General features: G+C 71.0%; 20 protein-coding genes. 6 read left to right on the plus strand and 14 right to left on the minus strand.

What is annotated here, in order from left to right; all coding sequences use genetic code 11:
• Positions 1 to 9: 9 nt before the first annotated feature.
• From ITJ68_RS14080 to ITJ68_RS14125, 10 genes are all read right to left on the minus strand, one after another.
• On the minus strand, positions 10 to 297 hold the full coding sequence (locus ITJ68_RS14080; protein WP_194662051.1) for a PTS sugar transporter subunit IIB: 288 nt from the start codon (positions 295 to 297) through the stop codon (positions 10 to 12).
• On the minus strand, positions 294 to 740 hold the full coding sequence (locus ITJ68_RS14085) for a PTS sugar transporter subunit IIA (protein ID WP_194662053.1): 447 nt from the start codon (positions 738 to 740) through the stop codon (positions 294 to 296). The genes ITJ68_RS14080 and ITJ68_RS14085 overlap by 4 nt, the downstream gene beginning before the upstream one ends.
• A 5-nt stretch (positions 741 to 745) precedes the next feature.
• Complete coding sequence (locus tag ITJ68_RS14090) at positions 746 to 1861, minus strand: adenosine deaminase (protein ID WP_194662055.1); 1116 nt, start codon at positions 1859 to 1861, stop codon at positions 746 to 748.
• Between the two features lie 80 nt (positions 1862 to 1941).
• Positions 1942 to 3231: a thymidine phosphorylase gene (locus ITJ68_RS14095; RefSeq protein WP_194662057.1), complete on the minus strand. Its 1290-nt coding sequence runs from the start codon at positions 3229 to 3231 to the stop codon at positions 1942 to 1944.
• 2 nt (positions 3232 to 3233) lie between these two features.
• Positions 3234 to 3761, minus strand: coding sequence for a cytidine deaminase (locus ITJ68_RS14100; RefSeq protein WP_194662058.1), 528 nt, complete (start codon positions 3759 to 3761; stop codon positions 3234 to 3236).
• Positions 3762 to 3921: 160 nt separating this feature from the next.
• Positions 3922 to 5211, minus strand: coding sequence for an ABC transporter permease (locus ITJ68_RS14105; RefSeq protein ID WP_194662060.1), 1290 nt, complete (start codon positions 5209 to 5211; stop codon positions 3922 to 3924).
• Positions 5208 to 6617: an ABC transporter permease gene (locus ITJ68_RS14110; RefSeq protein ID WP_416354652.1), complete on the minus strand. Its 1410-nt coding sequence runs from the start codon at positions 6615 to 6617 to the stop codon at positions 5208 to 5210. Before ITJ68_RS14110 ends, ITJ68_RS14105 begins: the two co-directional genes overlap by 4 nt.
• Positions 6614 to 8134, minus strand: a complete 1521-nt coding sequence (locus ITJ68_RS14115; protein WP_194662062.1) for an ABC transporter ATP-binding protein — start codon at positions 8132 to 8134, stop codon at positions 6614 to 6616. Before ITJ68_RS14115 ends, ITJ68_RS14110 begins: the two co-directional genes overlap by 4 nt.
• Before the next feature lie 85 nt (positions 8135 to 8219).
• Positions 8220 to 9293 (minus strand): BMP family lipoprotein, encoded by a 1074-nt coding sequence (locus ITJ68_RS14120; protein ID WP_194662063.1) that lies wholly within the window; start codon positions 9291 to 9293, stop codon positions 8220 to 8222.
• Between the two features lie 197 nt (positions 9294 to 9490).
• On the minus strand, positions 9491 to 10603 hold the full coding sequence (locus tag ITJ68_RS14125; protein WP_194662065.1) for a mannose-1-phosphate guanylyltransferase: 1113 nt from the start codon (positions 10601 to 10603) through the stop codon (positions 9491 to 9493).
• Positions 10604 to 10742: 139 nt separating this feature from the next.
• On the opposite strand from ITJ68_RS14125, the gene ITJ68_RS14130 reads away from it, so the two are divergent.
• The 6 genes from ITJ68_RS14130 (at position 10743) to ITJ68_RS14155 (ending at position 16273) form a co-directional block, all read left to right on the plus strand.
• Positions 10743 to 11981 (plus strand): glycosyltransferase family 4 protein, encoded by a 1239-nt coding sequence (locus ITJ68_RS14130; protein ID WP_228505641.1) that lies wholly within the window; start codon positions 10743 to 10745, stop codon positions 11979 to 11981.
• Between the two features lie 76 nt (positions 11982 to 12057).
• Positions 12058 to 12504, plus strand: coding sequence for a succinate dehydrogenase, cytochrome b556 subunit (gene sdhC / locus ITJ68_RS14135; RefSeq protein WP_194630015.1), 447 nt, complete (start codon positions 12058 to 12060; stop codon positions 12502 to 12504).
• 13 nt (positions 12505 to 12517) lie between these two features.
• Positions 12518 to 12964 (plus strand): succinate dehydrogenase, hydrophobic membrane anchor protein, encoded by a 447-nt coding sequence (gene sdhD, locus ITJ68_RS14140; protein ID WP_194662067.1) that lies wholly within the window; start codon positions 12518 to 12520, stop codon positions 12962 to 12964.
• A 50-nt stretch (positions 12965 to 13014) separates the two neighbouring features.
• The gene (gene sdhA / locus ITJ68_RS14145) at positions 13015 to 14808 is read left to right on the plus strand and encodes a succinate dehydrogenase flavoprotein subunit (RefSeq protein WP_194662069.1); all 1794 of its coding nucleotides are present in this window, start codon (positions 13015 to 13017) and stop codon (positions 14806 to 14808) included.
• Positions 14808 to 15578 carry a succinate dehydrogenase iron-sulfur subunit gene (locus tag ITJ68_RS14150; RefSeq protein WP_194662071.1) on the plus strand — a complete coding sequence of 257 codons (771 nt, stop codon included), beginning with the start codon at positions 14808 to 14810 and terminating at the stop codon, positions 15576 to 15578. The genes sdhA and ITJ68_RS14150 overlap by 1 nt, the downstream gene beginning before the upstream one ends.
• A 50-nt stretch (positions 15579 to 15628) precedes the next feature.
• The gene (locus ITJ68_RS14155; RefSeq protein ID WP_194662072.1) at positions 15629 to 16273 is read left to right on the plus strand and encodes a TNT domain-containing protein; all 645 of its coding nucleotides are present in this window, start codon (positions 15629 to 15631) and stop codon (positions 16271 to 16273) included.
• Positions 16274 to 16407: 134 nt separating this feature from the next.
• Here the strand turns inward: ITJ68_RS14155 and ITJ68_RS14160 are convergent, their stop codons facing one another.
• The 4 genes from ITJ68_RS14160 to ITJ68_RS14175 form a co-directional block, all read right to left on the minus strand.
• A complete protein-coding gene (locus tag ITJ68_RS14160; protein WP_194662073.1) occupies positions 16408 to 17040 on the minus strand; it encodes a DUF805 domain-containing protein in 633 nt (210 codons plus the stop codon).
• Positions 17037 to 17600 carry a DUF805 domain-containing protein gene (locus ITJ68_RS14165; protein ID WP_194662074.1) on the minus strand — a complete coding sequence of 188 codons (564 nt, stop codon included), beginning with the start codon at positions 17598 to 17600 and terminating at the stop codon, positions 17037 to 17039. Before ITJ68_RS14165 ends, ITJ68_RS14160 begins: the two co-directional genes overlap by 4 nt.
• Before the next feature lie 70 nt (positions 17601 to 17670).
• Complete coding sequence (locus ITJ68_RS14170) at positions 17671 to 18603, minus strand: NADP-dependent oxidoreductase (RefSeq protein WP_194662075.1); 933 nt, start codon at positions 18601 to 18603, stop codon at positions 17671 to 17673.
• An 86-nt stretch (positions 18604 to 18689) separates the two neighbouring features.
• Entirely contained in the window at positions 18690 to 20000 is a 1311-nt protein-coding gene (locus ITJ68_RS14175) for an ice-binding family protein (protein ID WP_194662076.1), read from the minus strand.
• Positions 20001 to 20135: the final 135 nt, after the last annotated feature.

Genomic DNA, 20135 nt, shown 5'->3' on the forward strand with positions numbered 1-20135 from the left:
GGGGCAATGCTACGGGGCCGGTGACTCCCCCAGGGACCTCTCCACGGCCGCCGTGATCTCGCTCTGGTCGAAGTGGTTCCGGATGACGATGACCTCGGCGTAGGTCGTCCCGATGGCCTCGACGAACTCCTGCGACGTGAGGATCACGTTGGCGTCGTCGGAGACCTCGCGGACGGACGCGACGTCGGCGGCGACGACCTCGGCCGACAGCCCGAGCGTCGCCAGCGCCTTCTCGGCGTTCACCTTGAGGATGGCGCTGGAGCCGATCCCCGCGCCGCAGATGGTCACGATCTTCACGCCGACACTCCCATGATCTCCCGGACCTCGTCCGGCGTCCTCGCCGCGGCCAGACGCGAGGTCACCGTGGCGTCGTTGAACAGGTTCGCGATCGCACCGATCGACTCGAGGTGCGTCCCCACGCCCGCCACCGCGAGCCCGAGGACGACGTCGACGGGGTCGTTGTGCGGGTGGCCGAACGCCACGGGCTGCGCGAGCGTCACCACGGACAGCCCGTCCCGGAGGACCGAGTCCCCCGGACGGGCGTGCGCGAACGCCAGGCCCGGCGAGATGACGATGTACGGGCCGTGCTCCTCGACCATCGCGACCATGGCGTCCGTGTAGGCGTCGGTCGTGGCGCCGGACCGCACGAGGGCGCCGCCGGCCAACCGGAGCGCGTCACGCCACGACGGCGCGGACGCCCCGAGCACGACGGCGTCGTCGGACAGCGGCGGCAGGCCCATCGCGATCAGGCCTCCGCGTACCCGGCGGTGATGAGGGCGATGATCTCCTCGCGGTCCTCCAGCGGCAGGAACGAGCCGAGCGCCGCGTTGATCTGGAACGCGGCGAGGTCGTCGAGGTCGTAGCCGAAGGTGCCGGCCAGGAGCGCGAGCTCCTTCGTCAGCGTCGTGTTGCTCATCAGGCGGTTGTCGGTGTTCACCGTGACGCGGAACCCGAGCTGGTACAGCACGTCGAACGGGTGGTCGGCGAGGTCGTCGCCCCACGCCGCGATGGCGCCGGTCTGCAGGTTCGAGGACGGCGAGAGCTCGAGCGGGATCTCGCGGTCGCGCACCCACGACGCGATCTCGCCGAGGGAGGCGAGCGTGGAGCCGTCGCCGCCGTCGGAGAGCTGGACGTCCTCGAACAACCGCACCCCGTGTCCGAGGCGGAGCGCGCGACCGTCGACGAGCGCCGAACGGATCGACGCGAGCCCGTCGGCCTCGCCAGCGTGCACGGTGACGGGGAACAGCTCGGATGCCAGGTAGTCGAACGCCGCGCGGTGGTTCGACGCGGGGAAGCCCGCCTCGGCACCGGCGATGTCGAACCCGACGACGCCGTGGTCGCGGTGCCGGACGGCCAGCTCGGCGATCTCGAGGGACCGGTCCGCGTGGCGCATCGCGGTGACGAGCTGCCCGACGCGGATCGCTCCGCCGGCGGCGTCGACCGCTTCCTCGATGCCGGCCTGCACGGCCTCGACCGTCTCGTCGAGGCTCAGCCCACCCTGCAGGTGCTGCTCGGGTGCCCAGCGGACCTCGCCGTAGACGACGCCGTCGGCGATGAGGTCCTCGACGAAGTCACGGGCGACGCGCGTCAGGCCGTGCGCCGTCTGCATCACGCTCGTGGTCACGTCGAACGTCTTGAGGTACTCGACGAGCGAGCCGGAGTCGGCCTGGTCGGCGAACCACTGTCCGAGCTCGACCGGGTCCGTGGTCGGGAGCGTGACGCCCGCCGAGTCGGCGAGCTCGATGATCGTGGTGGGGCGGAGTCCGCCGTCGAGGTGGTCGTGCAGCGAGACCTTCGGCAGGTCGTTGATCACGGCACCCGCGTCGGGCAGTCGGTACGTGGGGGCGTCGTCGGCGCTCATGGAGCCAAGGCTATCCCCTGGCCGAACACGCGCCCAGCACGCACCGCCCGCGCGGACCGCCCAGCACGGACCGCCCAGCCCTAGCCCTGGATGCGCTCCCGCACGATCGGCCCGCGCGGCTCGGCCGACGCACCGATCGACCACGCACCCTCGAGCGACTCCAGCGCCCGCTCGAACCGCGACGGCTCGTCGGTGTGCAGCGTCCAGAGCGGCTGCCCCTCGGTCACGGTGTCGCCCGGCTTGGCGTGGAGCTCGATGCCGGCGCCGGCCTGCACCGGGTCCTGCGCGCGCGCACGACCCGCACCGAGCCTCCAGGCCGCGATGCCGAACGGCAGCGCGTCCTGGGTGGCGAGCACCCCGGAGGCGGGCGCCGTGACGACGTGCTGCTCGCGCGCGACCGGCAGCGCCGCGTCCGGGTCGCCGCCCTGCGCCGCGATCATCCGGCGCCAGGTGTCCATCGCACGCCCGTCCGCCAGCGCGGCGGCCGGGTCGGCGTCCGGCAGGCCGGCGAGCGTCAGCATCTCGGTCGCGAGCGCGACGGTCAGCGCGACGACGTCGGCCGGTCCCCCGCCCTCCAGGACCGCGACCGACTCGCGGACCTCGAGCGCGTTGCCGATGGTCAGCCCGAGCGGGACCTCCATGTCGGTCAACAGCGCCGAGGTGGCCACGCCGGCGTCGGTGCCGAGGTCGACCATGGTCTGCGCGAGTTCCCGCGAAGCCTCGTACGAGGGCATGAACGCCCCGGACCCGAACTTCACGTCGAGGACGAGCGCGCCCGTGCCCTCGGCGATCTTCTTCGACATGATGCTCGACGCGATGAGCGGGATGCACTCGACGGTGCCCGTGATGTCGCGGAGCGCGTAGAGCTTCTTGTCCGCGGGCGCCAGGCCGGAGCCCGCGGCGCAGATGACCGCGCCGACGTCGGAGAGCACCGACATCATGCGCTCGTTCGAGATGGACGCCTGCCACCCCGGGATCGACTCGAGCTTGTCGAGCGTGCCGCCGGTGTGGCCGAGCCCGCGCCCGGACAGCTGCGGCACGGCGACGCCGAACGACGCCACGAGGGGTGCCAGCGGCAACGTGATCTTGTCGCCGACCCCGCCGGTGGAGTGCTTGTCGACGGTGGTCTTGCCGAGCGAGCCGAACGACATCCGCTCGCCCGACGCGATCATCGCGAGCGTCAGGTCCTTGACCTCGCGGCGGTCCATCCCGTTCAGGAAGACCGCCATCGCGAACGCCGCCATCTGCGGGTCCTCGACGTAGCCACGGGTGTACGCGTCCACCAGCCAGTCGATCTCGGCGGTGCTCAGCGTGTCGCCGGAGCGCTTCGTGCGGATGAGGTCGACGGTGTCGAACGGCTCGACGGCCATGCTCAGTGCTCCTGCTGGTAGGTGACGAGGGTGCGCGGCCCGAACGCGTCGGGCAGCACCTCGTCGATGGTGCGGATGCCGGAGACGGTCTCGAGCAGCATGCCCTCGGCCGAGTGCTCGAACAGCAGCTGGCGGCAGCGCCCGCACGGCATGAGCGTCGCGCCGTCGCCGTCCACGCAGGTGAACGCGACGAGCTTGCCGCCACCGGTCATGTGCAGCTGCGACACGAGCGAGCACTCGGCGCAGAGCGTGACCCCGTACGAGGCGTTCTCGATGTTGCAGCCGGAGACGATCCGACCGTCGTCGGTGAGCGCGGCAGCCCCCACCGGGAACGACGAGTACGGCGCGTACGCCCGCCCCATGGCGGTCGTCGCGGCCTCCCGCAGGGCGGTCCAGTCCACGCCGACGCTCGCGTCGATCACGGTGTCCGGGTCGGACGGGAGGCTCGTGGCCGGGTCGGTCCAGGACGGCTCGCCGGTCGTCGGGTCGGTGGTGACCCCCTGGTCACCCGCAGCGTTGGTGTCGGTCATGTGCCGGGCCTCCTGTTCGGTGGTGGTTCGTGCTGGTGGTTCGTGGTGGTGGTTCGTGGTGGTGGTGGTGGTGTCTCGCTGCACGACACCGGTGTTGCGTGGACGAGCCGCGGACGTCCGCGGCGCGACCCCGCGACACCGGTGTCGTGCGAGCGCGGGGCTAGCTCTTGAAGTAGGGCTTGCCGGCGGCCGCCGGTCCCCGCGACTGGCCCACCAGGCCGGCCACCGCGAAGATCGTGACGACGTACGGCAGCATCAGCAGGAACTCGCTCGGCACCGGCGAGTTGATCGCCCCGAGCGTGTTCTGCAGGTTGGACGCGAAGCCGAACAGCAGCGCCGCGAGGGTGGCCCGCACCGGGTCCCAGCGTCCGAAGATGACCGCCGCCAGCGCGATGTAGCCGGCGCCGTCGGTCATGTCCTTCGTGAACGGTCCGACGGCGTCGAGCGTGAAGTACGCACCGCCGAGGCCGGCGATCGCGCCGGCGAGCGAGACGTTCCAGAACCGCGTGCCGGTCACGTTGATGCCGACGGTGTCCGCCGCTTCCGGGTGCTCGCCGACTGCGCGGAGGCGCAGGCCCCAGCGGGTCTTGAACAGCGCGAAGGTGACGACCGCGACGGCCACGTACGCCAGGTAGACGATGACGGTCTGCTCGAAGAAGACCGGACCGATCACCGGGATCTGGTGGAGCACGGGGATCTCGAAGCGCGGGAAGGTCACGCCGACGTTGAGGCGCTCCTCGTCCGGCGACAGCACCTGCGAGTACAGGAAGCCGGTCAGGCCGGAGATGAACGCGTTGATGACGACACCGACGATGACCTGGTCGACGAGGTACTTGATGCTGAACGCCGCGAGGACGAACGACACCAGCACGCCGGCGACGAGGGCACCGACCAGGCCGACCCACGCGGAGCCGGTCAGCGAGGCGATGAGCGCCGAGGTGAAGGCACCGGCGAGGAACTGGCCCTCGATCGCGATGTTCACGACGCCGACGCGCTCGGAGATGACGCCGCCGAGGGCACCGAACACGAGCGGGACGCTGAGACCGATCGCACCGACGAGCAGGCCGGGCAGCGGGATGGTCCTGCCCGCGGCGGCCCACGTCAGGAACCCGATCACGAACAGGACGGCGAAGACGCTCGTCAGCCAGAGGGGCACCGGGCGGGACCGCGAGACCAGGAGGAACGACGCGGCCGTGGCGAGGGCGAGCAGCACGACGACGACGACACCGGTCGCGACGGACGGCAGGCCGACGTCGGGCAGCTGGACGAAGTCGCCGGGGTTGGCGAGCCGGAACGTCGTCGTGCCGCTCCGGCTGACGACGAGGAACAGGACCACGGCGAGCACGGTGAACACCGCGAACGCGATCGGGGCCTTCCAGCTCCTGGTGGTCTCGACGGCTCGGTCGGCGACGGGGGCCGACGGGACCGCGGTGGGGCTGAGGGTGCTCACGCGGCGACCGCCTTCCGCTTGCTGGGCTGCTTGGTGCGTCGACGGGCGCCCGGCTGCGGGATCCGGAAGATCGCGCGGACGAGCGGCGGGGCCGCGATGAAGAGGACGATGAGGGCCTGGATGACGTCGACGATGTCGATCGGGATGCTGTTGGCGGCCTGCATGGCGTAGCCGCCGTTCTTCAGCACGCCGAACAGGATCGCCGCCCAGAAGGTGCCCCACGGCTTGGAGCGGCCGAGGAGCGCGACGGTGATCGCGTCGAAGCCGATGCCGGCGTCGATGCCCGAGGTGAACCCGGTCGTGACGGCGCCCTCCACCTGGTAGGCGCCGGCGATGCCGATGAGCCCGCCGGAGATCACCAGCACCCAGATGGTCAGGCGGGGCACGCTCATGCCGGCGACGCGAGCCGCACGCGGGTTCTCGCCGATGGTCCGGAAGCGGAAGCCGAGCGAGGACTTGTTGAGCAGCCACCACACGACGATCACCGCAGCGATCGCCACGAGGAAGCCGACGTTGATCCCGAAGCGCGGACCGAAGAGCCCGGGCAGCAGTGCGCTGTCCTTCGTCGCCGGGGAGATCGGGTTCGGGCTGCCGCCGGCCTGCAGGAGCCCGGGAGTCCGCAGGGCGAAGGCGAGCAGGTAGAGCGCGACGTAGTTCAACATGATCGTCAGGACGACCTCGTTGGCACCGGTCCTGGCCTTGATCAGCCCGACGATCCCGGCCCAGACGGCACCGCCGACGATGCCGGCGAGGATCGTGAGCGGGATGTGCACGGCGGCCGGCAGGTCGAAGGAGAACCCGACCCAGCCGGCGGTACCGGCGGCGATGAGGATCTGCCCCTGGCCGCCGATGTTGAACAGGCCGGCGCGGAACGCCACGGCGACGCCGAGTCCGGCGACGACGAGCGGCACGGCGTAGTCCACCGAGCGGGTGATCGGCGCGATGGCTGCGGCGGCCGTCGGGGCGCCGAAGTTGATGACCGAGCCCTGGAAGAGCGACGCGTAGGACCCGCCGACCGCCGAGCCGACCGCGCGCAGGGTGTCCATCGGGCGGGCGAAGAAGTACCCGGCGGCGGCCTGTACGTCCTTGTCGGTGAGGGCGATGAGGATGCCGCTCGCGACGAGTGCCAGGACCACCGCGAGCACGGTCGTCAGGACCGAGCCGTTCACGATGCTCTGCATGGCGTCGCTCCAGCGGCCTTCACGGCGCTCGCTGTCGGTGGCCGAGTCGGTCATCAGGTGCGGGGCGCCCGCGACGACGTCCTGCAGGCGGTCGTCGGAGACGGGGGTGCCGACGCTGCCGTCGGACGCCGGGGTGCCGACGCTGCCGTCGGTCGTGCCGTCGATGGGGGTGCTGCTGTCGGACGGCGGCGTGGTGCCCCCGTGCTGCGGCGTGGTGTCGCTCACGCGGCGAGCTCCGTTCCCGCGGGCAGTTCGCCCGCCATCATGAGTCCGAGGACGTCGCGCGGCGTGGTCGCCGGGACGATGCCGACGATCGCACCGCGGTACATCACGGCGATCCGGTCGGCGAGCGCGACGACCTCGTCGAGCTCGGTGGAGACGACGATCACCGGGACGCCGGTGTCGCGCGTCGCGACGATGCGCTTGTGCACGAACTCGATCGAACCGACGTCGATGCCACGGGTGGGCTGGGCGGCGACGAACAGGCGCAGGTCACGGCTGAGTTCGCGGGCCAGGACGATCTTCTGCTGGTTGCCGCCGGACAGCCGACCGGCCGCGGTGGTGCGACCGGGCGTCCGGATGTCGAACTCGGCGATCTTCTCGTCGGCGAAGGTGTCGCGCTCCGCGGCCCGGATCGTGCCGGCGCGGACGAACTCGACGGAGTCGGCGCGGTCGAGCATGAGGTTCTCCGCGATGGTGAACTCGCCGACCAGGCCGTCCTCCTTCCGGTCCTCCGGGACGAACCCGACGCCGGCGTCGAGGATCTGCTTGACGCTGCGCCCGGTGACCTCGCGGCCGTCGAGCACGATGTGGCCGGAGCGGACGGGCTCGAGGCCCATGATCGCCTCGGTGAGCTCGGTCTGCCCGTTGCCCTGCACACCCGCGATCGCCAGGACCTCGCCGCGACGGACGGTGAACGAGACGTCGTCGACGAGCACGATGCCGGACGGGTCGGTCACGGTGACGTGCTCGACGACCAGGGCGTCCTCGCCCGCGGTCGCCGGGGTCTTGTCGACGACGAGCGAGACGCTGCGGCCGACCATGAGCGCGGCGAGCTCGCCGTTGGACGCGGTGGGCGAGGCCTCGCCGACGACCTTGCCGAGCCGGATCACGGTGATGCGGTCCGCGACCTCGCGGACCTCGCGGAGCTTGTGGGTGATGAAGACGATGGCGGTGCCCGCCTCGCGGAGCTGGCGCATGATGCCCATCAGCTCGTCGGTCTCCTGCGGGGTGAGGACGGCCGTGGGCTCGTCGAACACCAGCACGGAGGCGTCGCGGGACAGCGCCTTGATGATCTCCACGCGCTGCTGCACGCCGACGGGCAGGTCCTCGACCCGCGCGTCGGGGTCGACGTCGAAGCCGAAGCGCTCGGAGATCTCGCGGACCCGCTTGCGTGCGCCGGCCAGGTCGAGGCGGCCGCCGAACGCCGTCTCCTCTTGTCCGAGCATCACGTTCTCGGCGACCGTGAACACCGGGACGAGCATGAAGTGCTGGTGCACCATGCCGATGCCCGCGCGCATCGCGTCGCCGGGGCCGTCGAACGCCTGGACGACGTCGTCCAGCAGGATCTCGCCCTCGTCGGCCTGGTACATGCCGTAGAGGACGTTCATCAGCGTCGACTTGCCGGCACCGTTCTCGCCGAGCAGGCAGTGGACCTCGCCGGGTTCGACGGTGATGGAGATGTGGTCGTTCGCCACCAGGGGGCCGAACCGCTTCGTGATGTCACGGAGTTCGAGCTTCATGTCGGGTCTTCACTGTTCCTGTCGCGGGTGGTGCGGAGCGCACGAATGCGGGCGGAGGAGTGATCCCCCGCCCGCACCGGTCGTGCTACTTGACGGTCGCCTTCGTGGCGACCTTGATCGAGCCGTCGATGATGCCGGATTTGATCGTGTCCAGCTCGCCCTGCAGGCCCTTGTCGACCTTCGACTCGTAGTCGTGGAAGGGGGCGATGCCGACGCCGTCGTTCTTCAGCGTGCCGACGTACGGGGTCTTCGAGAAGTCGCCCTTGGCGGCCTGCTCGACGACGTCCTTCGTCGCGGGCTTCATGCCCTTCTCCACCGAGGTGAAGGCGATGTCCTTGTAGCGGGGGTCGGCCTCGTAGAGGTCGCTGTCCGCACCGACCAGCACGGAGCCGTTGTCGGCGTCCTTGATGGCCTCTGCGGCGCTCTGGTAGATCGGGCCACCGACGGGCAGGATCACGTCGGCGTCCTGGTCGAGGAGCGACTGCGCGACCGACTTGGCCTGCGTGCCGGCCTCGAAGCCACCGGTGAAGGAGCCCTTCTGGCTGGACTCGTCCCAGCCGACGACCTTGACGTCCTTCTTCTTCTGCTCGTTGTAGTACTTGACGCCGTCCGCGAAGCCGTCCATGAAGATGGTGACGGTCGGGATCTGCATGCCACCGAAGGTGCCGACGGTGCCGGTCTTCGAGTAGGACGCCGCCGCGTAGCCGGCGAGGAACGCTGCCTGCGAGGTGTCGAACGTGATCGGCTTGACGTTCTTCGCGTCGATCGAGTTGTCGTCGATGATCGCGAAGTTCGTGTCGGGGTTCGCGGCCGCCTGCTTCTTCGTCGCCGCGGCGAGGTTGAAGCCGACGGTGACGACGAGGTTGCAGTTCTGGGTGACGAGCTGCTGGATGTTCGAGTCGTAGACGGTCGCGTCCTTCGACTCGGCCTTCTTGTACTGGGAGCCGAGGTCGGACGCCGCGTCCTTCATGCCCTCGAAGCCGAGCTGGTTGAACGACTTGTCGTCGAAGCCGCCGGCGTCGGAGACCATGCACGGCAGGAAGTCGGACTTCTTCGACGTCGCGGTGCTGGACGGGGCAGCCGAGCAACCGGCGAGCACGGCGACGGTGCCGACGAGCGCGAGACCGCTCAGGGCGATCTGACGGGTACGAGATGACACGGGTGGGTTCCTCCGGGGAGCTTGGCCCGGTCACTGCGCACCGGGCGATCGTGGCGACAGTACACGACCGCCTGGCCGGTACAGGACGCCCCGGGACCCCCCTGCGGATCGGTTACGGGATCGCGACCGCGCCGTAACGCGCCCGTAACGCGGACCCCCGATCCGCACCCCGATTCCGCAGATTTCGTGATGGAGCGCTACAGGACGTCGTCCCGGCCGCTGATCTTCAGTGCGTCCACCACACCCTTGACGCGCTGGGCGTTCGCGCTCGTCGTGACGAGGAGGGCGTCAGGGGTGTCCACGACGACGATGTCCTCGACGCCGATGAGCGAGATGAGGCGCTGGCTGTGCGAGACGACGATGCCGCTGGAGGAGTCCGCGAGGATCCTGGCGCCGTCGCCGAGGACGGCCAGGTGGTTCGCCAGGCCGCCGGACTGCAGCTTGGCGAGCGAGGCGAAGTCCCCGACGTCGTCCCAGTCGAAGTCCCCGGGGACCACGGCGAGGCGACCGGCGGCGGCCGCGGGTTCGGCGACCGAGTAGTCGATCGCGATCTTCTTCAGCTCGGGCCAGACGGCGTCCACGACGGCACCGCGCGACGAGGTGTCCCACGCGGCGGCGAGCTCCTCGATGCCGGCGAGCAGCTTCGGCTCGTTGCGACCGATCTCCTCGAGCAGCACGTCGGCGCGGGAGATGAACATGCCGGCGTTCCAGAGGTAGTTGCCGTCCTCCAGGTACGCCGAGGCGGTGTCCAGGTCGGGCTTCTCGACGAACGCGCTCACCGCGTGGGCCTGCGGGGCGGAGTCGATGCCGAGCGAGGCGCCGACGTGGATGTAGCCGAACCCGATCGCGGGCTCGGACGGCGTGATGCCGATCGTGGTGACGTACCCGGCGCGGGCGGCGGCCACCGCCTCGGCGACGGAGCGGCGGAAGCCCCTGGCGTCACCGATCACGTGGTCGGCGGCGAAGGAGCCGATGACGACGTCGGGCTCGCGGCGGTGCAGGATCGCCGCGGCGAGGCCGATGGCCGCCGTGGAGTCCTTCGGCTCGCTCTCGAGCACGACGTTGTGGTCCTGCACGCCCGGCAGCTGCGACTCGACCGCGACGCGGTGCGCCCGACCGGTGACCACCATGATCCGGGACTCACCGGCCAGCGGCGCGAGTCGGTCCCAGGTCTGGCGGAGGAGCGAGGTGCCCGACCCGGTCAGGTCGTGCAGGAACTTGGGGGCGTCGGCACGCGAGAGCGGCCACAGCCGGGAGCCGATGCCGCCGGCCGGGATGATCGCGTAGAAGTCGTCGAGGGGGTCTGCCACAGCCACAACCTATCGGTGTTCCCGAGAGGACCCTGGGGGCTTCCCGCACCGATCCCGCATCCGTTCACCACCTCCGCGCCCGCCGTTCACGTCGAGGCCCCCCGCCAGGACACGTGGCCCGCGCAGCATCGGAGTCGCCATGAACGCACGCAGCGTGGAGCGCGGCACGTCCCAACGGACCGTCGCCGTCGTGACCGAGAGCTTCCTGCCCACCCTCAACGGCGTGACCACCAGCGTCCTGGCGGTCCTCGACCACCTGGAGCGCCGTGGCCACCGCGCGGTCGTGATCGCGCCCGACACCCCTGGGCTCGCCCAGTTCCGGTCGCGGACCGAGATCGAGCGACACCGCTCCTTCGACGTCCACCGGGTCCCGGCGGTCGCCTACCGCCAGTTCCCGGTCGCCCTCCCCCACCCCGTCCTCGACACGATCCTCGCCGCCTCCGGCGCCGACGTCCTGCACGCCGCCAGTCCGTTCCTGCTCGGTGGGCGCGCGATCACGGCGGCCGGGAGGCTCGGCATCCCCTCCGTCGCCGTCTTCCAGACCGACGTGGCCGGGTTCGCCCGCCGCAACGGCCTGACCGCGACCGTCCCGTTGGTGCGGAAGATCCTCGGTCGCATCCACGCCGGGGCGTCGCTGACGCTCGCCCCGTCGAGCGCCACCGCCGCGATGCTCGAGGCCGAGGGGGTGCCCCGCGTCGCGCGGTGGGGTCGCGGCGTCGACACCGCCCTCTTCCACCCGGGTCGGCGCCGGAGCGCGCACGTGCGTGCGATGCGACGACGGATCGCCCCGCACGGCGAGACCATCGTCGGGTACGTGGGCCGGCTGGCACCGGAGAAGGAGGTCGAGCGGCTCGCGGACCTCGGCGGCGTCCCGGGCATCCGGATCGTGGTCGCAGGAGGCGGACCCTCCCGGCAGTTCCTGGAGCGACGGCTCCGCCACCTGGACGTGACGTTCACCGGGCCGCTCCGCGGTGAGGCGCTGGCCGACGCGTACGCGGCGCTCGACGTGTTCGTGCACACGGGCCCGGCCGAGACCTTCGGCCAGACCCTGCAGGAGGCCCACGCCGCCGGGCTCCCCGTCGTGGCGCCGGCGTCGGGCGGCCCGCTCGACCTCGTCGCCCCGGGGCTCGACGGCGAGCTGTACGACCCGGACGACGTGGACGGGCTCCGGGCGGCGGTCCTCGGCCTGCACCTCGACCGCTCCCGGGCCGAGCGGATGGGGTCGGCGGGACGGCTCCGGGTCGAGGGCACGACGTGGGAGGCGGTCGGCGACGAGCTGCTCGCGCACCACCAGACGGCGCGGCACATCGGTGTCCCGCCGAGCGTGAGCCGCGGCGTCCGGGCGGGGTGGAACGAGAAGGTCAGCGGTCGGTCGTAGGATGGGAGGTGTTCCACACGAACACGACGGCAACGGCGCGCCGATCGGTGCGCCTGTCCCAACGGAAGGCGAGCTCATGGCCGAGCAGACCACAGGTACAGCGACAGCTGAACCGCAGGTGACCATCGATGCGCCGCGCGCGCCGCGGAACTTCCAGGGGACGCTCTACCGCGGCAGCACCGGCATGTGGTCGTGGGTCCTGCACCGGATCACCGGTGTCGCGATCTACTTCTTCCTGCTGGTGCACATCCTCGACACCGCGCTCGTGCGCCTGTCACCAGAGGCCTACAACGCGGTCATCGGGACGTACAAGACCCCGATCATGAACCTCGGTGAGATCGGCCTCGTGATGGCCATCGTCTTCCACGCGTTCAACGGGCTGCGGATCATCCTGGTCGACTTCTGGTCCAAGGGGCCGAAGTACCAGCGCGCGATGTTCTGGATCGTCCTCGTCCTCTGGGCCGTGGCGATCGCGGGCTTCCTGCCGCGCCAGCTCATGAACCTCGTCGCCGACTTCAACTGATCAGGGGCCACCGATGACCACCGAGACCGTCGCTCCTCCTCGCAGTCCCGAGGCCGCCCGCCGCACCACCAACTGGGAGAAGTGGGGCTGGATCTACATGCGCGCCTCCGGCGTGCTCCTGGTCGTGCTGATCTTCGGCCACCTGTTCGTCAACATGGTCGCCGGCGAGGGCGTCAAGCAGATCGACTTCGCGTTCGTGGCCGGCAAGTGGGCCAACCCGTTCTGGCGGGTGTGGGACACCCTCATGCTGTGGCTCGCGCTGATCCACGGCTCGAACGGCATGCGCACCATCGTCAACGACTACGTGGCGAAGCCCGCCGTCCGGAAGACGCTGCTCGTCGCGATCCTGGTCGCGTGCGTGCTGCTCATCGTCCTCGGCACGCTCGTCTGCTGGACCTTCGACCCGTGCCCCGCCGGCGCCGCCGCCGCGGACCTGCCGTCGTTCTGCCCGGCCCAGTAGCCGCACGCGCGACCGTCCGCTCCAGCTCCGCTCTCGATCGAAAGACCCCTGTGCCCGACATCACCGTCCACCACCACCAGTTCGACATCGTCATCATCGGCGCAGGAGGCGCCGGCATGCGCGCCGCGATCGAGGCCGGCCCGAAGGCCAACACCGCCGTGATCTCGAAGCTCTACCCGACCCGCTCCCACACGGGTGCGGCGCAGGGCGGCATGGCGGCGGCGCTCGCCAACGTCGAGGAGGACTCCTGGGAGTGGCACACCTTCGACACGATCAAGGGCGGCGACTACCTGGTCGACCAGGACGCCGCCGAGATCCTCGCGAAGGAAGCCATCGACGCGGTGATCGACCTCGAGAACATGGGCCTGCCGTTCAACCGCACGCCCGAGGGCAAGATCGACCAGCGCCGCTTCGGTGGGCACACCCGCGACCACGGCAAGGCCCCGGTCCGCCGTGCGTGCTACGCCGCCGACCGCACCGGCCACATGATCCTGCAGACGCTGTTCCAGAACTGCGTCAAGCTCGGTGTGAACTTCTTCAACGAGTTCTACGCGCTCGACCTCATCATGGTCGACGTCGTCGGCGAGGACGGCGTCACCCGCAAGCAGCCGGCCGGCGTCGTCGCGTTCGAGCTCTCGACCGGTGAGCTGCACGTCTTCCACGCGAAGGCGATGATCTTCGCCACCGGCGGCTTCGGCAAGATGTACAAGACCACCTCGAACGCGCACACCCTGACCGGTGACGGCGTCGGCATCGTCTGGCGCACCGGCCTGCCGCTCGAGGACATGGAGTTCTTCCAGTTCCACCCGACCGGGCTCGCCGGCCTCGGCATCCTGCTGACCGAGGGTGCCCGCGGCGAGGGCGCGATCCTCCGCAACGCCTCGGGTGAGCGCTTCATGGAGCGCTACGCCCCCACGATCAAGGACCTCGCCCCACGCGACATCGTGGCCAGGTGCATGGTGCAGGAAGTCGCGGAAGGCCGTGGTGCCGGTCCGAACAAGGACTACGTGCTGCTCGACTGCACCCACCTCGGCGCCGAGGTCCTCGAGACCAAGCTCCCCGACATCACCGAGTTCGCCCGCACCTACCTCGGCGTGGACCCGGTCGTCGAGCCGGTGCCCGTGATGCCGACCGCGCACTACGCCATGGGCGGCATCCCGACGAACACGAACGCCGAGGTCCTCAGCGACAACGACACCGTCGTGCCCGGCATGTACGCCGCCGGCGAGTGCGCCTGCGTCTCGGTCCACGGGTCGAACCGCCTCGGCACGAACTCGCTCCTGGACATCAACGTCTTCGGCAAGCGCTCGGGCAACAACGCCGCCGAGTGGGTCCAGACGGCCGACTTCCTCCCCCTGCCCGAGGACCCCGCGGCGAACGTCCGCGGCATGCTCGAGCAGCTCCGGGCCTCCACCGGCACCGAGCGCGTCGCGGCGCTCCGCAAGGAGCTGCAGGAGGAGATGGACAAGAACGCGCAGGTGTTCCGCACCGACGACTCCCTGGCACGCGTCACCGAGACCATCCACACGCTGCGCAACCGCTTCATGCACGTCTCCGTGCAGGACAAGGGCAAGCGGTTCAACACCGAGCTGCTCGAGGCCGTCGAGCTCGGGTTCCTGCTCGACCTCGCCGAGGTCGTCGTCTACTCCGCCCGGAACCGCAAGGAGTCCCGCGGTGGGCACATGCGCGACGACTTCCCGAAGCGCGACGACGAGAACTACATGAAGCACACCATGGCCTACCTGACGGGCGACCCGCACTCGTCACTCGCCGACGACCACATCACGCTCGACTGGAAGCCCGTCGTCATGACGCGCTACGAGCCGATGGAGAGGAAGTACTGATGACCGACACCCTGGTCTCCGACGCACCCCGCACCGACGCGGCCACCGCCCCTCCCGGCTCCTTCCGGGTCACCGTCATCGTCCGGCGTTTCGACCCGGACGTCGACGACGAGCCGCGCTGGCAGGACTTCGACGTCATGATGCTGCCGACCGACCGCATCCTCGACGCCCTGCACCAGATCAAGTGGGAGCAGGACGGCTCGCTGACCTTCCGTCGCTCCTGCGCACACGGTGTGTGCGGGTCCGACGCGATGCGCATCAACGGCCGCAACCGCCTGGCGTGCAAGACCCTGATCAAGGACCTCGACGTCTCGAAGCCGATCTACGTCGAGGCCATCAAGGGCCTGCCGCTGGAGAAGGACCTCGTCGTCGACATGGAGCCCTTCTTCAAGTCGTTCCGCGACGTCCAGCCCTTCCTGCAGGCCTCGAAGGCCCCGGAGCCCGGCAAGGAGCGCGTGCAGTCGGTCGCCGACCGTGCCCGCTTCGACGACACCACGAAGTGCATCCTCTGCGCCGCGTGCACGTCGTCCTGCCCGGTGTTCTGGACCGACGGCCAGTACTTCGGCCCGGCCGCGATCGTGAACGCCCACCGGTTCATCTTCGACTCCCGTGACGACGCCGCCGACGTGCGCCTCGACATCCTCAACGACAAGGAAGGCGTCTGGCGCTGCCGCACGACCTTCAACTGCACCGACGCCTGCCCGCGCGGCATCCAGGTGACCAAGGCCATCTCGGAGGTCAAGCAGGCGATCATGCGGGGGCGGAGCTAGGTCCCCGTGGGACCAGCCCCGGCAGAGGTCAGCCCAGTAGGCTCCCGCTCATGACGTTCGCGGACACCCGCCCCATCCTCGACCAGCTCGGCTACACGATCCGCTACGTGCAGCTCCCCGGTGAGACCCTGCACGAGCCGCCGGTGGAGGGCGCCCTGCGCCTGGTCCCCGCCGACGGAGCGGACACCTTCGCGCTCGAGGTCGTCGACTACGGCACCGCGCGTCGTCTGGCGACGGCCCGTGGCGAGGACGACGCGGTCGAGATGCTCCGACGGTTCCTGAACCGTCCGTTCCCGCAGCCGCGCGACCTGCCCCGGCACGAACTCGACGGCCTCCGCGACCGTGCGGCCTCGACGTACCCGCAGCTCGCGCAGCAGGTCGGCCAGGCCGGCGAGCAGGGGCTGACGATCCAGATCCCGGCCGGTGTCCCCGTCGACCGCATCGGTGGCCCCGACGGCTACCTGCTCCACCCGCTCGACACCCCGCTGCCGGCGCGGTCGCTCCCGTCGCACGTCGTCCAGGCACCGGAGGTCCACCGCTACGTGGTCGACCGCCCGTTCCTGGTCACGGTCCGCTTCGTGCAGCCGTGGTTCGACCAGCCCGGCGGCGCGCTGCGCTTCCAGGTCGCCGACCAGTCGCTCACGGTGCGTGACCTCGTCGTCGACGGCTCACTGGTCCGCGTCCGCGCCGTCTGAGCCGGACGCCGTCCGAGCCGGGCGCCGTCTGAGCCGGACGCCGTCTGCTCGGACCGGGCGCACGGTCCGCACCACGACGAAGCCGCCGTTCCCCCGGGGAACGGCGGCTTCGTCGTGTCCCACCCGGTGTCGAGTCAGCCGCGCTCGGGCTGGTCGAACCGCTGCCCCTCGGGCCTCGACTCGAGCAGCATCAGCACCAGGAGCACGATCGGGCCGACGCCTGGGATGACCGAGAGGAACCAGAAGGGGCCGGCGAGGTTCGCGTCGTGCAGACGACGGACCTCGATGGCGATGTTCGGGATGATGGTCGCGAGGACCCACAGGCCCAGCAGTCCGATCGGGATCGCGATGAGCGGAGAGTTCGACGTCGCGTTCGCCTGCACGCCGGTCGCCGAGCTCGACGAGGTCGTGTCGCCCGTGGCGACGATGACCGCGAGCAGCACGGCGTAGAGGGCGATGTAGACGATCGCGTTCGCGAGCACCCACCACCAGAACTCGCTGCGGCTGGCGCGACCGTCGAACCGGGCGTACTTCTTGAAGAAGCGGTGGACGGCCTTCGGGAACGCGATGCCGTACCAGGGCGCCCACAGCGGCGGCTCGCCGGCGGGCCCGGTCGGCACCGGCGCACCGTACTGCGGCGTGTGCCCCGGCTGCTGGTCGTACTGCCCGGGCTGCTGCCACTGCTGGTCCTGGTCCTGGCGCTGGCCCTGGGGCTGCGCCGGGTTCCCCTGCGGCTGGTTCCACTGCGGCGTGCCGTCGGTGCTCATCGGGTGGCCTCCGGGCGGTCGAAGCGCTGCCCCGCGGGGTTCGACTGCATCGCACTGAGCACGATGAGGGCGATCCACCCGAGGACGGGGATGAAGACGAGCAGCCAGAACCAGCCGCTGAAGTTCGCGTCGTGCAGGCGGCGCATCTGGATCGCGATGCTCGGCAGCAGCGTCGCCAGGCCCCAGAGCCCGGACAGCGTGTTCTCGAACGGGCCGTTGCCGTACTGGTCCTGGTGGGTGCCGGCAGCGCCGTCGACCGCGCCACCGATCAGGCTGATGACGATCGAGATGACGACGCTCCACAGGACGACCCACCAGAACTCACTCCGGCTGGCACGACCGCTGAAGGCGACGTACTTCTTGAAGAAGCGTGCCAGGGCCTTGGGGAACGAGATGCCGTACCACGGCGCCCACAGCGGCGGCTCGCCACCCGGTCCGGAGGACGGCTGGCCGGACGGCGGTTGACCGAACGGGGGCTGCCCGCCCTGCGGCGGGCCGCCGTACTGGGGCCCTCCGGGCTGCTGCCCGTACGGGTTCTGCGGTGGGTACTGGTCGCTCACGGGTGCTCCCTGTTGGTCGGCTGGTACTCGTGAGAGTCAATCAGAACCGACCGGCACCGTGTGGCCCCCGTCAGGGGAGCAGGGCGAGCTTGCCGCCCGGGTGTCCGGACTCCAGCAGCTCGGCGGCCTCCCGCGCGTCCGCGAGGGGGAACGTCCGCGCCACCGGCACCTCGAGCTGCCCGGCTGCGGCGAGGTCGATGAGGCGCTGGCGCACCGAGTCCCGGAACGCCTTGCTCTCCGGCTGGGCACCGCCGACCGCGGCGAAGCCCTCCGCCGCCGCGCGTGCCTGTGCCGCGATGGTGACGATCCGGTCGCGGTCGGCGACCAGGGCCAGCGACACGTCGACCGCCTCGTCCGTCCCGACGCAGTCGATGGCCACGTCGACACCGTGCGGTGCGAGGTCCCGGACCCGAGCCTCCAGGCCGTCGCCGTAGGCGACCCACTCGCCGCCGTACCGGCGCACGGTGTCGGCACCACGCACCGAGGACGTGCCGATCACCCGTGTCCCGAGCAGGCGCAGCTGCTGCAGGACGCTGACACCGACCGCGCCGGAGGCGCCGTGGAGCAGGACCGTGTCCCGTCCGGAGGCTCGGGTCACGCGGATGACGTCGGCTGCGGTCGTGCCGGCCAGCAGCAGGTTCGCCGCCTGCGCATCGTCGAGCGACGCCGGCTTCGCGAAGACGTCGGCCGCCGGCACGGTGACGGACGACGTCCATCCGCCGGCGATCCGGAACGCCAGGACCTCGTCGCCGACCGCTCCCCCGCCGGATGCGATGGTCGTGTCGGGGCCGAGAGCACTGAGGACGCCGGCGACCTCGTAGCCGATCGCCATCGGGTACGCCGAGGGGTCTCCCGCGCGGGTGTGCTTCGTGTCGGCGGGGTTCATGCCGGCGGCCCGGACCGTGATCGTGACCTCACCCGGTCCCGGCGCGGGGACGTCGACGTCCACGAACGTCAGGACCTCGCTGCCACCGGCGCTGGGCGCCACCCACTGCTTCGTCATGGCTCGGACGCTACGCCGCCACGGCAGGAGGTCAACGGGAAGGACCCAGCCGCTCCACGCAGCCGGGTCCTTCCGTCACCAGGGCGTCAGCGCACGAGGCGTCGCAGCGCTGCCGTGCGGCGACGCTGACGGAGCACGAGCAGGAACGCACCGGCGGCCAGCATCGAGCCGGCGGCCATGATGCCGGGGACCGGGTCAGCGCCGGTGAAGGCGAGCTCGGACGGGCCGGAACCGCCGCCGGTCCCGCCGCCCGTGCCACCGACACCGACCGCGCCGGGCGTGGCCGAGGCTCCGGGTGTCGGCACGCCGACCGTCGGCACGGCGGTGGGGACGGTCGGTGTCGGCGTGGCGGTCGCCGTCGGCGTCGGGACGACCGCCGCGGGGGCCACGACCAGGTCGAAGGACTGGACCGCGTCCGGACCGGTGCCGTTGCCGACCGTGACCGTCACGGCGGTGGTGCCCGGCGTCGTGGGCGTGCCCGAGATCACGCCGGTGAGGCCGTTGATCGCCAGGCCGGCCGGCAGCGTGCCGTTCGCGGAGAACGTCGGACGGGGCAGCCCGGTCGCGGTCACGGTCGAGGAGTACGGCGTCCCGGCGGTTGCGCCGTCGGGGGTGCCGGAGGTGATCGTCGGTGCGACGCTCGGCTGCGGGGTGCCCGGCGTGGCGCAGCCGGTGGGCGCCGTGATGCGGTTCGTGTCGAGCGTCACGGCGGCGTTCCGGGCGAGCAGCCGACCGGCGATGGTCGCACCGGTGGTGGCGGCGACGGACTGGTCGGCCAGGACGGTGCCCTGGAACTGCGCGCGGGTGCCGATGGTCGCCGAGCTGCCGACCTGCCAGAACACGTTGCAGGCGTTCGCGCCGCCGGTGATCGTGATGCGGGACGCCGAGCCGATGGTCAGCGTCGATGCCGCCTGGAACACCCAGACCGAGTCGGCGGTGCCGGCCAGGGTCAGGGCGCCGTTGTTCGCCAGCGCCAGCTCCCCGCCCCGGTACACGCCGGGGGTCAGGCTGAGTCCGTTCAGCTCGCCGAGACCGGTCTGGTTCGGCGTGAGCGACGCGGCCACGTTGTACGCGGTCGTCGTGTCGATCTGCGCCTGGGTGGCGGGAGCGTCGGTCTGGTGCGTCTCACCGTTGACCGCGCCGTTCGGTGCGCCGCCGAACCCGGTGATCGAGGTGCCGGGTGACAGGCCGAGATCGCCGTTGACGACCGTGGGGCCGGTGTTCGTCACGGTGCTGGCGCCGAGGACACCGTAGGTCGAGGCCGTGCCCAGGTCGACCGGCCCGTCGATGACGGTGGCTGCAGCAGCGGAGGACGCCGACCCGAGGGCCAGGACCGCGGCGAGCCCGATCCCCGTCGTGACGATCGCGAACGGACGGATGGGATGCGTGCTGGCCATGACGGCCCCTGCCTGCGATCGGGGAGCACCGGCAGGCGTCGACGACCCCCACGTGCTTCCCGGTGAGCGGAGTCTCAGGCATCCCGGCCCGCGACCGGGGTACGGACGCCCAGGGATGACCCGTTCGGGGGGTGC

Source organism: Curtobacterium sp. VKM Ac-1395 (assembly GCF_015350975.1).
Classification (GTDB): Bacteria; Actinomycetota; Actinomycetes; order Actinomycetales; family Microbacteriaceae; genus Curtobacterium.

Coding starts and splice junctions, on each gene's coding strand:
- ITJ68_RS14085 (WP_194662053.1), bottom strand. CDS start 740: ATGGGCCTGCCGCCGCTGTCCGACGACGCCGTCGTGCTCGGGGCGTCC.
- sdhD (WP_194662067.1), top strand. CDS start 12,518: ATGACCACCGAGACCGTCGCTCCTCCTCGCAGTCCCGAGGCCGCCCGC.
- ITJ68_RS14150 (WP_194662071.1), top strand. CDS start 14,808: ATGACCGACACCCTGGTCTCCGACGCACCCCGCACCGACGCGGCCACC.
- ITJ68_RS14155 (WP_194662072.1), top strand. CDS start 15,629: ATGACGTTCGCGGACACCCGCCCCATCCTCGACCAGCTCGGCTACACG.
- ITJ68_RS14100 (WP_194662058.1), bottom strand. CDS start 3,761: ATGACCGACACCAACGCTGCGGGTGACCAGGGGGTCACCACCGACCCG.
- ITJ68_RS14130 (WP_228505641.1), top strand. CDS start 10,743: ATGAACGCACGCAGCGTGGAGCGCGGCACGTCCCAACGGACCGTCGCC.
- ITJ68_RS14160 (WP_194662073.1), bottom strand. CDS start 17,040: ATGAGCACCGACGGCACGCCGCAGTGGAACCAGCCGCAGGGGAACCCG.
- ITJ68_RS14090 (WP_194662055.1), bottom strand. CDS start 1,861: ATGAGCGCCGACGACGCCCCCACGTACCGACTGCCCGACGCGGGTGCC.
- ITJ68_RS14095 (WP_194662057.1), bottom strand. CDS start 3,231: ATGGCCGTCGAGCCGTTCGACACCGTCGACCTCATCCGCACGAAGCGC.
- ITJ68_RS14115 (WP_194662062.1), bottom strand. CDS start 8,134: ATGAAGCTCGAACTCCGTGACATCACGAAGCGGTTCGGCCCCCTGGTG.
- ITJ68_RS14175 (WP_194662076.1), bottom strand. CDS start 20,000: ATGGCCAGCACGCATCCCATCCGTCCGTTCGCGATCGTCACGACGGGG.
- ITJ68_RS14170 (WP_194662075.1), bottom strand. CDS start 18,603: ATGACGAAGCAGTGGGTGGCGCCCAGCGCCGGTGGCAGCGAGGTCCTG.
- sdhC (WP_194630015.1), top strand. CDS start 12,058: ATGGCCGAGCAGACCACAGGTACAGCGACAGCTGAACCGCAGGTGACC.